This window comes from Enterovibrio makurazakiensis, assembly GCF_050336585.1.
Taxonomy (GTDB): Bacteria; Pseudomonadota; Gammaproteobacteria; order Enterobacterales; family Vibrionaceae; genus Enterovibrio; species Enterovibrio gelatinilyticus.
Map to the genome: position 1 here is coordinate 266423 of NZ_JAKJSE010000005.1, position 15098 is coordinate 281520.

15 protein-coding genes are annotated in these 15098 nt (G+C 46.1%); 9 read left to right on the forward strand and 6 right to left on the reverse strand.

The genetic code is table 11. From position 1 onward, the window contains the following. Positions 1-102: 102 nt before the first annotated feature. The 4 genes from bioD to bioB are packed head-to-tail and all read right to left on the reverse strand — an operon-like array spanning position 103 to position 3838. Entirely contained in the window at positions 103-792 is a 690-nt protein-coding gene (gene bioD, locus L4D06_RS03375; RefSeq protein WP_429737868.1) for a dethiobiotin synthase, read from the reverse strand. Continuing rightward, positions 785-1600 carry a malonyl-ACP O-methyltransferase BioC gene (gene bioC, locus L4D06_RS03380; protein WP_274165398.1) on the reverse strand — a complete coding sequence of 272 codons (816 nt, stop codon included), beginning with the start codon at positions 1598-1600 and terminating at the stop codon, positions 785-787. The genes bioD and bioC overlap by 8 nt, the downstream gene beginning before the upstream one ends. Beyond that, complete coding sequence (gene bioF, locus L4D06_RS03385; protein WP_429737869.1) at positions 1597-2769, reverse strand: 8-amino-7-oxononanoate synthase; 1173 nt, start codon at positions 2767-2769, stop codon at positions 1597-1599. The genes bioC and bioF overlap by 4 nt, the downstream gene beginning before the upstream one ends. 16 nt (positions 2770-2785) lie before the next feature. Next, the gene (gene bioB, locus L4D06_RS03390) at positions 2786-3838 is read right to left on the reverse strand and encodes a biotin synthase BioB (RefSeq protein WP_429737870.1); all 1053 of its coding nucleotides are present in this window, start codon (positions 3836-3838) and stop codon (positions 2786-2788) included. A gap of 176 nt (positions 3839-4014) precedes the next feature. Here bioB and bioA point away from each other — a divergent pair, with 176 nt between their 5' ends. From bioA to L4D06_RS03430, 8 genes are all read left to right on the forward strand, one after another. Beyond that, positions 4015-5283 (forward strand): adenosylmethionine--8-amino-7-oxononanoate transaminase, encoded by a 1269-nt coding sequence (bioA, locus tag L4D06_RS03395; protein WP_429737871.1) that lies wholly within the window; start codon positions 4015-4017, stop codon positions 5281-5283. 51 nt (positions 5284-5334) lie between these two features. Then, positions 5335-5898 carry an LON peptidase substrate-binding domain-containing protein gene (locus L4D06_RS03400; protein WP_274165402.1) on the forward strand — a complete coding sequence of 188 codons (564 nt, stop codon included), beginning with the start codon at positions 5335-5337 and terminating at the stop codon, positions 5896-5898. Between the two features lie 66 nt (positions 5899-5964). Further along, the gene (locus tag L4D06_RS03405) at positions 5965-6597 is read left to right on the forward strand and encodes a sigma-70 family RNA polymerase sigma factor (protein WP_429737872.1); all 633 of its coding nucleotides are present in this window, start codon (positions 5965-5967) and stop codon (positions 6595-6597) included. Beyond that, positions 6590-7261, forward strand: a complete 672-nt coding sequence (locus L4D06_RS03410; protein WP_429737901.1) for a ChrR family anti-sigma-E factor — start codon at positions 6590-6592, stop codon at positions 7259-7261. Before L4D06_RS03405 ends, L4D06_RS03410 begins: the two co-directional genes overlap by 8 nt. Before the next feature lie 350 nt (positions 7262-7611). Further along, the gene (gene sstT, locus L4D06_RS03415) at positions 7612-8850 is read left to right on the forward strand and encodes a serine/threonine transporter SstT (protein ID WP_274165405.1); all 1239 of its coding nucleotides are present in this window, start codon (positions 7612-7614) and stop codon (positions 8848-8850) included. A 281-nt stretch (positions 8851-9131) separates the two neighbouring features. Next, positions 9132-9680, forward strand: coding sequence for an ECF-type riboflavin transporter substrate-binding protein (locus L4D06_RS03420; protein ID WP_429737873.1), 549 nt, complete (start codon positions 9132-9134; stop codon positions 9678-9680). Positions 9681-9688: 8 nt separating this feature from the next. After that, the gene (locus L4D06_RS03425) at positions 9689-11383 is read left to right on the forward strand and encodes an ABC transporter ATP-binding protein (RefSeq protein WP_274165407.1); all 1695 of its coding nucleotides are present in this window, start codon (positions 9689-9691) and stop codon (positions 11381-11383) included. Beyond that, positions 11380-12219: an energy-coupling factor transporter transmembrane component T family protein gene (locus tag L4D06_RS03430; protein ID WP_429737874.1), complete on the forward strand. Its 840-nt coding sequence runs from the start codon at positions 11380-11382 to the stop codon at positions 12217-12219. Before L4D06_RS03425 ends, L4D06_RS03430 begins: the two co-directional genes overlap by 4 nt. A 152-nt stretch (positions 12220-12371) precedes the next feature. Here the strand turns inward: L4D06_RS03430 and mlc are convergent, their stop codons facing one another. Beyond that, positions 12372-13586, reverse strand: coding sequence for a sugar metabolism global transcriptional regulator Mlc (mlc, locus tag L4D06_RS03435; RefSeq protein ID WP_274165409.1), 1215 nt, complete (start codon positions 13584-13586; stop codon positions 12372-12374). A 258-nt stretch (positions 13587-13844) separates the two neighbouring features. Between mlc and queE the strand changes: the two genes are divergently transcribed. Further along, the gene (queE, locus tag L4D06_RS03440) at positions 13845-14507 is read left to right on the forward strand and encodes a 7-carboxy-7-deazaguanine synthase QueE (protein WP_429737875.1); all 663 of its coding nucleotides are present in this window, start codon (positions 13845-13847) and stop codon (positions 14505-14507) included. A gap of 134 nt (positions 14508-14641) precedes the next feature. On the opposite strand, the gene queD is transcribed toward queE, so the two are convergent. Further along, on the reverse strand, positions 14642-15004 hold the full coding sequence (gene queD / locus L4D06_RS03445) for a 6-carboxytetrahydropterin synthase QueD (protein WP_274165411.1): 363 nt from the start codon (positions 15002-15004) through the stop codon (positions 14642-14644). Positions 15005-15098: the final 94 nt, after the last annotated feature.

Genomic DNA, 15098 nt, shown 5'->3' on the forward strand with positions numbered 1-15098 from the left:
TGTAATGTCATCGGAATTTTGACTAGAACGTTTAAAAAGCCAGCTAACGCTGGCTTTTTTCATGCTGACAGCAGGTAACAGCCCTTAGCCTGGCGAGAACCCTTAAACAGGCGACAATCCTAGTGGACTAATGTCGATATAGCCGCTTAAATCTCTCGACTTAATGGCAGGCATGTAAGGGATCTCCCCCAATTTAGGAACGCCCAAGTGATGCTCCAATGTCTTTACAATGTCGCTGTAGTGCTCTGTTCCTGGATTGACTCTGTTAGCCACCCATCCAACAATTTCTAGCCCATCTCGTCGAACGGCTTCTGCCGTTAAATAGGCATGGTTCAAGCAACCAAGTTTTATCCCTACGACCAAAATAACAGGCAATTTCTCTTGCCCAACCCAATCCGCCAACGTGCTGTCGTAACTCACAGGTACTCGCCAGCCACCTGCACCTTCAACTAACGTAAAATCAGCTTTGGTTTGGATGTTCTTCAACCCTCGGCTCAACTGAGCAAAATCCACAGTGGTATTTTCTAGCTCTGCTGCAATATGCGGTGAACAGGCAGCATGCAAAAGGCTTGGATTAACTTCTTCATAGTCCACATCAACCGTCGTGCATTCACGAAGACGAATGGCATCTGAATTCATCGGTCCATCTTCAGTTTCTTTACTGCCCGCTGCTACGGGTTTGTAACCAACCACGCTATAGCCTGCTTTCGCGACTGCTTGCATGATGGCCATTGAAGCCACAGTCTTTCCTACTTCAGTGTCTGTGCCTGTCACGAAATAGCTTTTAGTCATTCTTTATCGCTCCAAAGCAAACTTGATAGGTTGCGGGTACGATTCCTTCACTTAACTGAAATTGTCTGTATGCATTCTCTAGTGCCATAAAGGTTCGCTTGCCAACCAATCCCGCCTCTCTACCCTCTGATAAATGTGTGGCGCCAATACCTTTGAGGTCTTTCATTAGCGCCAGTGCAGACGGATATCTCTCCGTTAACGTTTGGCATTCTATGTGGTGATTTACGATGCCAGCTTGCGCAAGCGCAATATTTATCTGGTTTGGCGTTAGAAAAGTATTCACGTGTTGACGCGCATCAATTTCACACCATGCTTGCTTCAGTTCGTACAGCGAACCGTCAAGCAAGGTCGAAAACAATATAGTCCCACCAGGTTTTACGACCCGTCTCATTTCACGTAATGGAACAGAAAGATCATTGCACCATTGCAAAGCCAAAGATGTGAACACCAAATCCACACTGTCATCAGCAAGCGGAAGTGATTCTGCATCACCAGAGAGGTACTGTAGCGTATTGCCACACCTTACTCTGGCCTGTTCTAACATTTTCTCTGATAGGTCCAGCGCAATGACATGAGCGCCTTTAAGCGCTATTTTTTCGCTGAAGTAGCCCGTCCCACAGCCTAAATCGAGGACAGTCTTATTCTGCCACTCCGATACTTGAGCCATGAGTTCATGACCCACTCGACGCTGGAAAGCAGCACTTTTATCGTAGGTCGTGGCCGCGCGGCTGAACGCGTCTTTAATAGCGGATTTTTCTTCACTCTCCAAGAGAGAAGCCTCGAGTTGAAATGATACTGCTTGGCTCATTCGCCCTCCTCAATACAACGACGGAGTAAAACGGCGAGGTCTTTTACCTGCGTTTCAGATTGATTTACCGATAAAGTGATTCGAAGACGTGCTGTGTTTACGGGTACGGTGGGTGGACGAATCGCCCCAGTTAAAAATCCATCCTTTTTTAGCTTGGATGCGACCAACTGCATTTTTTCGACGTCCCCAAGTACAACAGGTTTGATTGGCGTTATGGTGTCTACCACCTCTGTACAGTTTTTTAATTCGTTGTGAAAGCAATCAGACAATGCAGATAGCTTTTCACGACGCCAAGATTGCGTGCGAATCATCGAGAGAGTATGAGAAAGCGCATGTGCCTGAGCGGGCGGCATAGCGGTTGAGTAAACGTAATGCCGAGCAAATTGAGTGAAGTAATCATGGACCTGTTCACTGCACAACACTGCCGCACCCATCATTCCAAACGCCTTTCCAAAGGTGACAACCAAAATATCAGGCTTCACATTGGCAAGGTGTGCACTTCCTTGCCCTTCGTCACCCAACACACCCACACCATGTGCATCATCAACCATTAACCACGCATCATGCTCATCGCATGCGGCTCTTATTTCTGCCAACGGAGACAAGTCTCCATCCATGCTAAATACACCCTCTGTCACCACGAAGCGCGCTGGTGTTTGCTCATTGGCCTGAAGCAGTGACTTGAGTTTATTGATGTTGTTGTGAGGAAAGCGCTGCATTTTTGCGTCACACAGCATCCCAGCTTCCATCAACGACGCATGATTCAGTTTGTCTTGCAGTAAAATATCTTGTTTCTCAAGCAACGAAAAAATCACCGCTTGATTAGCCGAAAAGCCGCTGTTAAACAAGAGTGCACGCTCAAAACCCAACCAATCGCACAACGTATGTTCTAGATGTTGATGAGCGCGGGTAAACCCCGTCACTAATGGTGATGCCGTGCTGCCCGCACCAAATTGCTCCAGACCGTCTTGCCACGCTTTGATCACGGAAGGATCGTGCGCCAACCCCAAGTAGTCATTGCCTGAGAAATTCACGTAAGGCTGGTTATCGGTGTCAAAGAGCTTTCCATCTTGATGATGGAAAGCGCTGACGTTTCGGAGCAATTTCTGCTGACGACGCGTATCGAGCTTTTGCTCGATACGTCGTTGTAGATGACTGTCTTGACGCATAATGGTTTACGCGCTCTTAGACGTTGGCTTCGTAGAAAAGGTCGTCTTTACTTGGACGAGAAGCCACGCGTTCAGCCACTTGAGATAGCAACGCTTCTTCTTGAATTTCATCTGGTTTTTGTACGGCCTGCTCACGGTTGACACCCAGCTTTTTGAACAATTGCATATCTGCATCTTCATCTGGGTTAGGGGTGGTAAGCAGCTTACAGCCGTAGAAAATAGAATTAGCACCCGCCATAAAGCACAACGTTTGCATTTGTTCATTCATATTTTCGCGCCCTGCCGATAAACGAACCGCAGATTCCGGCATGATGATGCGAGCAACAGCGATAATGCGGACGAAATCGAACGGGTCAACATCTTCGACTTCTTCTAACGGCGTGCCTTTCACCTTAACCAACATGTTAATTGGCACACTTTCAGGGTGATGCGGTAAATTAGCCAATTCCACCAGCAGGCCTGCACGATCGCGGGCATTTTCGCCCAATCCGATGATCCCGCCAGAACACACTTTCATGCCCGCGTCGCGAACATGTGAAAGCGTATCTAAACGGTCTTGGTAGGTGCGAGTTGTAATCACATTGCCATAGTATTCTGGGGAGGTATCAAGGTTGTGGTTGTAGTAGTCGAGACCCGCTACCGCCAACTCATCCGCTTGATCAGGCGTCAACATGCCAAGTGTCATGCAAGTTTCAAGACCCATGCCTTTCACGCCTTGAATCATTTCTTTTAGATAAGGCATGTCACGAGCTTTCGGATTCTTCCACGCCGCGCCCATGCAAAAACGTGTCGCGCCAGAGTGTTTTGCTTTTTCTGCGGCATCAAGCACACGTTCTACTTCGAGCAGACGCTCTTTTTCCACATCAGTGCGATAATGCGCGCTTTGAGGGCAGTATTTGCAATCCTCAGGGCAAGCTCCAGTTTTAATCGACAACAATGTGCTGACCTGAACATGATTGAGCGCTTGATACTGTCGGTGAACCTGTTGTGCTTCAAACATCAGATCCATAAACGGTTTTTCAAAAAGGGCCTGTACTTCTTCGACAGTCCAGTTATGGCGAACTTCCACCTGTATTACCTCAACTTGATTAAATAACGCGTATACCCAGCAACCTGCCAATCTCTATTCGCTTGTCCTGTATATCGATGTCATTTGGAGATTGATGACTTGTTCAGTGTAAGGTCTACCCTTACAATGTCAACATTGACAACAATGCATGGTTTACAACTGGACATTATTTGAACATGGACTTAGCTTTTGATCGTGACCATATATGGCACCCTTATACGTCAACCCTTAACCCATTAACCTGCTATCCGGTCTCTCGTGCGGAAGGCATGTACTTGTATTTGGAAGACGGCACACAGCTTCTCGATGGCATGTCTTCTTGGTGGGCCGCAATTCACGGCTACAATCACCCTGTTTTAAATCAAGCCATTACAGAGCAAGTGGGTAAAATGTCGCACGTTATGTTTGGTGGCATCACGCACGACCCCGCCATCAATTTGTGCAAAAAACTGGTCGAGATGACACCCGCACCACTAGAAAAAGTGTTCCTGTGCGACTCAGGATCCATATCAGTGGAAGTCGCCTTAAAAATGGCGCTGCAATATTGGCACGCCAAGGGCAAGCCAAAGTCGACCTTCTTAACCCTACGTCACGGTTATCACGGCGACAGTTTTGCAGCGATGTCTGTCACTGACCCAGATAACTCAATGCATAAACTGTATAAAGGCTTCCTACCCGAACACATTTTTGCAGACTCTCCTGAATGCGGTTTCCATGATGAGTGGAATGAGTCAGACATCACCGATTTCAAAACAAAACTCGAAGCCAATCTCGAGAATATTGCCGCCGTGATCTTAGAACCCATCGTGCAAGGTGCAGGTGGAATGCGTATCTACCACCCAACCTACCTAAAGCGCGTTCGAGAGCTTTGCGATAAACATGGCGTTTTGCTCATTTGTGACGAGATAGCCACAGGCTTTGGACGAACAGGAAAACGCTTTGCTTGTGAACATGCAGGGATTTCACCCGACATTATGTGCTTAGGAAAAGCGTTAACTGGCGGTTACATGACAATGGCAGCGACAGTCACCACCAAACATGTTGCCGACACGGTATGTAGTGGTGAAGCTGGCTGCTTTATGCACGGCCCCACATTTATGGGAAACCCGCTTGCCAGTGCGGTTGCCAATGCAAGTTTGTCGCTACTGCTAGAAACGCCGTGGCAAGAAAAAGTGCTAGGTATCGAGCACCATCTTTCGCAATTGCTTCCTCAACTTCGCCACCTAGATTGCGTGAAGGACGTGCGTTGGTTGGGTGCGATTGGCGTGGTAGAAACCTATAACAGCGTTAATGTAGCAACCATTCAAGAACACTTTGTTAAATCAGGAGTTTGGATCCGCCCTTTCGGTAGACTCATTTACATCATGCCCCCATATGACATGACCGAAGCACAGCTAAAGCAACTTATTGATGCAATTAACAACGCATTGGTGGACCTAATGTGATCGACAAGTGCTTTCTCCCCGTAAATTTGAATACGATTTATGGAGGTATAAATGCAATTAGGTCTATTTCCACTACCCCTGTTTCTTTTGCCCGAAGGTGTAAGCCGATTGCGCATTTTTGAGCCTCGCTATGTGAGGCTTGTAAAAGAATCAATGAAAGATAATCAAGGATTCGTGTTGGCAATGAAAGAAGGTGATTCGCTTTGTTCCTTCGGTACCCACGTTAAGATCATCGATTTCGAAACCTTGCCTGATGGTCTGCTTGGGGTGACCATCAAAGGGATAAAGCGAGTGAAACTGTCGAACATAGGGCAAGAAGCAGATGGGCTTTGGGTGGCAGACGCAGAAGCATTACCCACCTGGGAAGCCAGCAGAGAACACCCAGACTTTCTCGGTGACGCACTGTTAGCACTGTTTGAAGCACACCCAGAACACGCCGCTCAATATGGTTCTGAACGACACTTTGATGACCTGAACTGGGTATGCCAACGATGGCTAGAGGTGCTGCCTCTCGCCAATAATCAAAGACAATGGTTTATTGCCCAAACCGATCTCGAAGAAGCCAAACAGTTCATCTCTGTTTTATTAAAAGAAGAAAATATTCGAGAAGAGTGATCCATTTTTTGATGCGGTTCGTTATGTAAGTCATGATTCTATTTGCAATTTTAGGATTCAATCATCATGGAATTGGTCGAAGGCACATATACTAGGAAATCAATAAACAGTCCGAGTAGTAAAAACACTATGTCAGCAAACTCTCCGGAACATCTGGCTGAATTACTTCATCGTGTCGCGGAAGACAGAGATCAGTCCGCTTATGCTGCTTTGTTCAAGCATTTCGCTCCAAAGGTGAAGTCCTACGGACTTAGGCACTTGCGAGCCGATGGGCAAGCCCTTGAGCTGGTTCAAGAAACTATGCTTTTGGTGTGGCGTAAAGCTCACCTATATAATGGTGCAAAAGGTGGCGCATCCACTTGGATATTCACTATTATGCGTAACGTGAGCTTCGACATGCTTCGTAAAGTGAAGAGTAATCGCGAAGACTGCTTGAGTGGTGATATTTGGCCACTCATTGACGGAGAGTCCGGCGACCAAGAAGACGATGCACTTCAAAATCAATTACAGACTCAGCTTTTTTCGTATATTGATTTACTCCCTGATCTTCAAAAGCAAGTGGTACAGGGTGTTTATATCAAGCAACTTACCCACCAAGAACTTGCCGCTCAACTTAATGTCCCCTTAGGCACGATAAAATCACGCCTGCGTTTGGGGTTGCAAAAACTGCGCACTCATTTGGAGGTGAATGATGATTAAGTATCACCCGGCCGACGAGCTACTAATCGCTCACGCTGCGGGTACACTCCCCGCTTCAATGTCAATTGCAGTCGCAGCACACAGTGAAATGTGTGAGATTTGCGCAAAGAAACTTATAGCGTTTGAAAATCAAGCGGCAGAATTGGCTTTCAGTGCACCGCAACAAGACGATGAGCAGCAAGAGATAGAAAACGATGAATTTGAAGCAATGATGGCCTCCATCATGAGCGATGAGCAATTGCCAATTACACTGGTCTCCGCTTCACCAGAAGCAAATATCGATGTGGCTGGCGAGCGTTACACACTCCCAACTGCATTGCGTCGTTATCATCATTTGGGCTGGAGCAGTATTGGTGCAATAAGCCGAGCACGTTTGCCATTGAATGAAGGTAACACTCACGCCAGCTTACTTCACATTGGGATGAATGGGGGAGTGCCGAGCCACACACACAAAGGCATAGAAGTGACACTGCTGCTCAGTGGTCAATTTGAAGATGAACATGACCAATATGTACCCGGTGATTTCATCCTTTTGGACAGTGAAAATCATCATACGCCGCAAACCCGTGATGGCTGTTTATGTTACACGGTGGCTGATGCACCATTGCACTTTACTAAAGGCGTTAGCCAGATACTTAACGCGGTAGGACGTGTTATTTATTAGTCATCTTAATATCTTATAAGCATTCAATACCTGCAAAGAAAGCACCTTATCTTAGGTGCTTTTTTTTGGCGCGCTTACAATAACCATACAATAATAACGACAATATTTTACATCGTAGATTAATTATTGTTCACCACAAAATCAYGAGTTGATATAAAAATAAAAGATTATGATCTAATTATCACTTTACAGAGCACTCATTCACCTGATTTAATCCTAACGCTAACCACTCGTTAACAGCTTTCCCGACACCCAAATGTTTATCATTAACGTTTGGACGGCTTGGGTTTTATAACCAAGTAACCAGAAACTGATGGTTACTCAGGTAAACACAGTGAAGTGAGATAAAAATGAAGCAAATATCCTCCCCTCTTTCTCGCATGACCAATTCAAGTCTGGTGCTCCAGATCTTGATCGGTATTATTGCGGGTGTTGTTCTGGCGAGCATTTCACCAGACAGTGCAAAAGCCGTTGGCTTTCTAGGTGGCCTTTTCGTCAGCGCACTAAAAGCTGTCGCACCCATCCTTGTCTTTGTCCTCGTGGCTGCTTCAATTGCAAACCAGCGTAAAGGTCAAAACACGCACTTGCGTCCCATTGTCGCGCTCTACCTTGTCGGTACATTTGCAGCAGCGATCACAGCCGTTACCATGAGTTTTATTTTCCCTACCATGCTGACGTTGACTGCATCTACAGCAGCAATTTCTCCACCGGAAGGTATTGCTCAAGTTATCTCAACATTGCTTTTCAATGTGGTCGACAACCCAATTAACGCACTGATGACAGGTAATTTCATTGGTATTTTGGCGTGGGCAATCGGTTTAGGTATCGCATTGCATCATGCGTCAGAAACCACCAAAACCGTATTCGGAGACGTTGCGGAGAGTGTATCGTTCATCGTACGTTTTATTATTAAACTTGCTCCGATTGGTATTTTTGGCCTTGTGGCAAATACCTTCGCAGAGACAGGATTCGAAGCCCTGATCGGTTACGCGCATCTGTTAAGCGTACTTCTGGGCAGCATGGCATTTATCGCACTGGTCATAAACCCGCTCATCGTTTACGTTAAAACACGCACGAACCCTTATCCGTTGGTATTCCAATGCCTACGAGAAAGTGGCGTAACCGCATTCTTCACTCGCAGCTCAGCGGCGAACATTCCAGTCAACTTGCAGCTTTGTAACAAGCTGAAATTGGATGAAGACACTTACTCGGTCTCCATTCCACTTGGCGCTACCATTAACATGGGTGGTGCGGCGATTACCATTACCGTTCTGACGCTAGCGGCCGTTCACACTCTTGGTATTCAAGTAGATTTAGCCACAGCCATACTACTAAGCATTGTCGCCGCTATCTCTGCTTGCGGCGCATCGGGTGTCGCTGGTGGCTCACTACTCCTGATCCCACTAGCATGTAATCTATTTGGCATCCCAAGTGATATCGCCATGCAAGTTGTTGCTGTCGGTTTCATTATTGGTGTGGTTCAAGATTCGGCAGAAACTGCATTGAACAGTTCAACCGATGTTGTCTTCACTGCCGCGGCTTGCCGAGCGGTTGAGATGAAAGCAATGCAAGAAAAAATCGCCAAATAAAATACACTGACTACGAGAAAGGCGCTTCGGCGCCTTTTTTCGTTTTTCTCCCTTCAGCTCCTCGTTTTCCCAAACAACCCGCAATCCCAACATTGATTGCTCATCCCACCAGCATTCTGTCTATCATGGTTTACACAGCGTTGTAGACGTCTAGACTGATAGCTTTCTTTTTTTGGCGGTTATCCTATATAATCCCGCCTCATTTTTGTGAAGTACATCAACAAAGCATTCAAGTTCGTGTCAGGTGTTGCACTAAAGCACTCTGGCACCAAGGGTTATCTATGAATTTTTCAGCGAAAACTGTCGTTATCATTGCGATTGGCGCGGCACTTTATGGTATTGGCGGTTTGCCCATGTTTGGTATTCCCGTATTCGCCAATACAACGCTAAAACCAGCAATGGCTATCCTTGCACTTTTCTCTGTGCTCTTTGGTCCCGGCGTTGGCTTCTTTGTCGGTTTTATCGGTCACTGGGTTACCGACCTTTTCGCAGGATGGGGCGTATGGCTCACTTGGGTATTGGGTTCTGGCATTGTGGGTATGGTCATCGGCCTCTTTCCTATGCTCACTAAGAATCGTCTTAAATATGGCCGTTTCCCAACGATAGATATCGTACTTTTCTCACTGCTCGCTTTATTGGGCAATGTATTGGGTTATGGCTGTTCAGCATTTTTGGACACCTTGTTATACGCAGAACCCTTTACCAAGGTATTTATTCAGCTCTGTATTATTGCCGCAGGTAACGCTTTGTTGGTCACTGTTGTGGGGTATTTCATTCTGCAATCCGTAGCCAAACGCAACAGCCAGTACCGTAATTTGGAAGAGGCTTAAGCGCCAATATGTCCATCGAATTTAAGAACTTTACCTTTCGCTACGATGCATTAGTCAATCCGACACTTAAAGGCATCAACCTTCGTATTGAAAAGGGCGAAAAAGTCCTCATCATTGGCCCTAGCGGCAGCGGTAAATCCACGCTGGGTCAATGTATTAATGGACTCATCCCACATGCTATTGAAGGCCACATTCACGGCGAGTTGCTGATTGATGGCAAAAACAGCCAAAAGATGTCTTTGGTGGAATACACAGAGAAAGTCGGCACCGTTTTGCAAGACACTGACAGCCAATTTGTTGGTCTCAGTGTGGGAGAAGACATTGCCTTCGCATTGGAAAACCAATGTGTCTCAGTGGCTGACATGTACCCTTTGGTCAAGGCTACGGCCAAAATGGTCGACTTAGAAACGCTACTCAACCATGCGCCACATGATTTATCTGGCGGTCAAAAGCAGCGAGTATCGCTCGCTGGCATCTTGGTTGATGACGTTGATGTGTTGCTGTTTGACGAACCGTTAGCGGCGCTCGACCCTAAAACGGGCAAACGCACGATTGAGATCATCGATCAATTGCACCGTGACACCGGTAAAACCATCATCATCATTGAGCATCGCCTTGAAGATGTCCTGACACACACCGTCGATCGCGTGATCTTGATGGATAATGGTTCCATTGTCGCTGACACCACGCCAAATGCCATTTTGATGTCAGGTTTACTTCACGAGCACGGTATTCGCCAACCTCTGTATCTTTCAGCATTGAAACACGCAGGTTGTCATCTTTCGGAATCTGATAATCCTGCTTATCTCAACTTGCTTGATGTTGACCAGTTTGCAACACCTTTGCTGCAATGGGCAGAGGAATATACGCCTAACGACGGGCAGCCAGACGCCGAGCCACTATTAAACATTGAAGGGCTAACCTATTCATACGATGGCGAAAAGAATGCGTTGGAAGACGTATCATTTTCAGTCAATCGCGGTGAAATCGTGTCTGTTCTTGGTAAGAATGGTTCAGGAAAATCCACCATCACCAAACTGATTATGGGCGTGCTCGAACCTGACTCTGGCACGATCTGTTTTAATGGTGAAGATTTCAGCCAACTTTCAATTTTCGAGCGTAGCAAGAAAGTTGGTGTCGTTATGCAAAACCCAAATCATATGATTTCTCATCATATGATCATGGACGAAGTGAGTTTTGGCCTTAAAAATCTAGGTCTCAGCGAAGAAGACATCGAGCAGCGTGCGCTAAACGCTCTCGAACTCTGTGGATTAAGTAAATATCGCCATTGGCCTATTGATGCGTTGAGTTATGGCCAGAAAAAACGTGTAACCATTGCGTCAATTTTGGTGATGGAGCCAGAATTGCTGGTTCTTGATGAACCCACAGCAGGTCAGGATTATCGTAATTACAGCGCAATGCTTTCTTTCATTCAGCGCCTAAACAAAGAACGTGGCATCACCGTTATGATCATCTCGCACGACATGCATTTGGTGCTCGAATACACGACTCGCTCAATTGTGATCGCCGACAGCAAGTTAATTGCCGATGCGCCAATGACCTCCGTTTTCAGTCAACCCAATCTGCTTGACCAAGCAAACCTTGCTACAACCAGCCTCTATCAGATCGCTGACCGAGTAGGAATCAAAGACATCAACGGATTTATGCAGCAATTCATTCAAACTGAGAGCAATACCAAATGAAAGCGTCGAAGATGAAGTTTGGTATCAACTACATTGATACAAACTCCCCTCTGCATGCACTCAATGGCATCACCAAGTTCGCCTTGTTCATGGCATGGGTAACAGTTGTGCTTACTACCTTCGATTTGCGCATCATTTTAAGCATGGTCGCACTTGGCTTGGCGCTGCTTAATATGACGGGCGTTGCTTTTCGGGTGTATAAGCCGCTTTTGCTCGGCACGTTGAGCGTACTCAGCATGAATGCCGTATTCATGTTTATTGTCGCGCCACAACAGGGTCCAGAGTGGATTGGAACAACCACGCCTCTAATTACGTTACCGGGTAACTATTCACTAACACAAGAAACACTGTTCTACCTGTGTACCGTGACACTGAAGTATTTCAGTATGTTCCCTATTGCGTTGGTGTTTGTCTTTACCACCCATCCAACCGAGTTCGCCTCAAGCCTGAATCGTATTGGTGTTCCTTACAAAATCGCTTATGCCGTTAGCCTTACATTGCGCTATTTGCCTGAAGTGAAGAATGACTTTGTGAATATCATGCACGCGCAACAAGCTCGTGGTGTTGATTTCTCGAAAAATGCACCGCTTATGGAACGATTTAGAGGTGTGGCGAAAATTCTTATTCCACTCATTTTCTCAAGCCTTGATCGAGCAGATGAAATATCCAACGCCATGACGCTGCGTGGATTTGGCAGAAACCCAAAACGAACTTGGTATCACTCTCGCCCTCTAACAGCCAAAGATGGTATTGCGCTAGCTGTTATTGCGCTATTGGTGGCGCTAGCGATTTTCAAACGTTCTTCAGAAGCAGCGACTATCTGGTATCCGTTTTAGCAACGTTTTTCAAACGCCAGTGTTAACGAGATGAGGCGCAGGATATATAAGTTACCGTTAGGAATAAGTCACCAGTCTCGGGACTCGACTCTTACAAAAAAGGAGCGCCATGCGCTCCTTTTTCTTTGACACTTAAACCACTTAAACCAAGATTAGCCTTCTAGAACCTTCATTAACAAATAGCCGTCATACATCGCACGCTTAACCAACGCCGCGCCGGGCATCGTCGCTTGCGTGTAAAAATAACTCTCTTCTATTATTAGATTCTCACAGTAGTGCGGCAAAGCCTGATTCAACACTCTTTCCATAATGGCAGGATAAAGCACAGACTTTGCACGATTGAACTCTCCACCTATTAACACTCGCTGTGGGTTAAACAAATTCACCATGATCGCGATAGCTTGCCCAAGGTTATGACCTAACTCGGTGATAATCTGTTGCGCGACGCCATCACCTTCTAACGCAGCATCACAAATACTGTCGATGGTCAGTGGCTTATTGTGCAATACACTTTCATGGCCTTGATCAAGGAGAGTCTGCGTGTCATCCAATACTGCTTGCAGGCTAGCAACCGTTTCCAAGCAACCGTTGTTTCCACAAAAACAACGCTTACCAAACGGTTTGATTTGTATATGCCCTAGTTCACCAATGTTGCCGACTTGTCCTTCCAGAACCTTTCCGTCGAGCATAATGCCGGCGCCGAGCCCATGATGAATAGAAATGAGTATGGCATTATCAACGTCACGTGCATTACCGAACAGTTTTTCGGCTAGTGCCCACGATCGTGTGTCGTTGCCGATGAATACTGGCAACCCTGTTGCACGATGTATTGCCGCTCCCAGCGGCATATTATGTACATCATAATGCGGCATTTGAATCACAATGCCTTGCGTGCTGTTTACCAGCCCAGGAAGCGAAACAGCAATAGAAGTAACACGGTCAACAATCTTTGAATGTGTTGAAAAAAACTGATTAATGTACTGTTGAATCAGTTCAATGAGCACATCCTGATCGAGCACGAGAATGTCATGGCGCTCCTCCACGAGGATGTCGCCACCTAACTCATGCAAAGCAAGGGTCAAATAGCCACGACCAAGACGAATAGACAGGAACTGCCAGCCTTCATTATCCAACACCAAGCCAATGGCAGGTCGCCCACGGCTGCCAGGCTCTCCGTATTCAGTCTCTTTGACAAGATGAGCATCAATGAGCTCACGGGTTATTTTGGTAATGCTTGCAGGCGCTAATTGGCTGCGTTTAGAAAGCTCAATTCGAGAGATAGGCCCAAGTTGATCGATCAGCTTATAAACCGCCCCAGCATTGTTGCGCTTGATGTGATCTATGTGTCCTGGTTGGGCGAGAATCATCCCACTTTCCCTATAAAATTCATTAACAGTGAATTTTTTTACTTTGCGAAGTAATTGTGAAGCTTCATAGTTAGATGTCGTGATACACATCACGAGCTATTTGTCTCATCCCAAATAAATCAGCATCTGACACTAAAAATCAATGATTTAAATGTATGGCATTCTGTAAGTAATGCATCAAATTATTTCTTCCCAAGACAGGTGCTAGGGAAACTGCCATAATCTTGCACCACATGAAAATCTGATTGTTGAAGCGGTATGTACAACGTCAACGAAATATTTGAAACCATTCAAGGAGAAGGGACCTTTACGGGTGTGCCTTCTGTATTCGTTCGCCTTCAAGGCTGCCCTGTAGGCTGCCCGTGGTGCGACACACGCCAAACGTGGGATACGCTCCCAAACGATGAGCGAGATTTTGGAACTGTCCTAGCGAAAACCGGCGACAGTCCAACTTGGTCACAGGTGTCAGCTGACACTATTCTTGCTCACTTAGCGAAAAGTTACACTGCAAAACATGTGGTTATCACCGGCGGGGAACCGTGTATTTTTGATCTCATCCCTCTAACCTCACGCCTTGAATCGGCAGGTTATCGATGCCAAATCGAAACCAGCGGCACTTACGCAATCAAAGCAACCAAGGACACATGGGTGACGGTATCGCCTAAAATCAACATGCGCGGAAAACTTCCGGTGTTGGTAGAAGCGTTAGAGAGAGCCAATGAGATCAAGCACCCTGTCGGGACAGAATCTGATATTGAAAAGCTTGATACGTTGCTTGATGGAATTAATTTGAGTAGTAAAGAAATTGCACTGCAACCCATTAGCCAGAAGCCAAGAGCTACCGAACTTTGCATAAAAACATGCATTCAACGCAACTGGCGCTTGTCGATTCAGACACATAAGTACTTAGATATCGCCTGATTCAACCCAGAAACTCTCGACGTTGTGTCAAACTCACCACCAATCTAAACAAAAAGGGCCCTCAGACCCTTTTTCGTTTTCCATTCCACATCGCATCTACACGTTATATCGTGAATGTGGATCAGAATGGCGTGTTATTCACCGGTGTAAATACAACCTGCAGTACACGTTTCTTTGATCATCACTTTACTTAGGCAAGACAAAGACGGTTTCAGTTCATCCCAAATCCACTTTGCTAACACTTCACTGGTCGGGTTCTCCAACCCTTCAATATCGTTCAAGTAATAGTGGTCGAGACGATCATAAATTGGCTTAAAAGCCTCTTTGATCTCAGAAAAATCAATGACCCAGCCAGTATAAGGGTCAACCTCACCCGCGACATAGATACGCACAAGGAACGAGTGACCGTGCAATCGACCACATTTATGACCTTCTGGGACATGTGGGAGATGGTGGGCCGCTTCAAACATGAATTCTTTAAACAGTTCGGTGTGCATTTTGTACGTTCCTGTGATCGATAATGGCATACCCAAATAATCGCACTTGGGTATCACTTGCGGGGGCGATGCTACTTAATATTTGAGCCCAGCT

Excerpts from the sequence above, each read along its gene's own strand:
- bioD (WP_429737868.1), bottom strand. The coding sequence starts at position 792 with ATGACTAAAAGCTATTTCGTGACAGGCACAGACACTGAAGTAGGAAAG.
- bioC (WP_274165398.1), bottom strand. The coding sequence starts at position 1,600 with ATGAGCCAAGCAGTATCATTTCAACTCGAGGCTTCTCTCTTGGAGAGT.
- bioF (WP_429737869.1), bottom strand. The coding sequence starts at position 2,769 with ATGCGTCAAGACAGTCATCTACAACGACGTATCGAGCAAAAGCTCGAT.
- bioA (WP_429737871.1), top strand. The coding sequence starts at position 4,015 with ATGGACTTAGCTTTTGATCGTGACCATATATGGCACCCTTATACGTCA.
- L4D06_RS03400 (WP_274165402.1), top strand. The coding sequence starts at position 5,335 with ATGCAATTAGGTCTATTTCCACTACCCCTGTTTCTTTTGCCCGAAGGT.
- L4D06_RS03405 (WP_429737872.1), top strand. The coding sequence starts at position 5,965 with ATGGAATTGGTCGAAGGCACATATACTAGGAAATCAATAAACAGTCCG.
- L4D06_RS03410 (WP_429737901.1), top strand. The coding sequence starts at position 6,590 with ATGATTAAGTATCACCCGGCCGACGAGCTACTAATCGCTCACGCTGCG.
- sstT (WP_274165405.1), top strand. The coding sequence starts at position 7,612 with ATGAAGCAAATATCCTCCCCTCTTTCTCGCATGACCAATTCAAGTCTG.
- L4D06_RS03420 (WP_429737873.1), top strand. The coding sequence starts at position 9,132 with ATGAATTTTTCAGCGAAAACTGTCGTTATCATTGCGATTGGCGCGGCA.
- L4D06_RS03425 (WP_274165407.1), top strand. The coding sequence starts at position 9,689 with ATGTCCATCGAATTTAAGAACTTTACCTTTCGCTACGATGCATTAGTC.
- L4D06_RS03430 (WP_429737874.1), top strand. The coding sequence starts at position 11,380 with ATGAAAGCGTCGAAGATGAAGTTTGGTATCAACTACATTGATACAAAC.
- mlc (WP_274165409.1), bottom strand. The coding sequence starts at position 13,586 with ATGATTCTCGCCCAACCAGGACACATAGATCACATCAAGCGCAACAAT.
- queE (WP_429737875.1), top strand. The coding sequence starts at position 13,845 with ATGTACAACGTCAACGAAATATTTGAAACCATTCAAGGAGAAGGGACC.
- queD (WP_274165411.1), bottom strand. The coding sequence starts at position 15,004 with ATGCACACCGAACTGTTTAAAGAATTCATGTTTGAAGCGGCCCACCAT.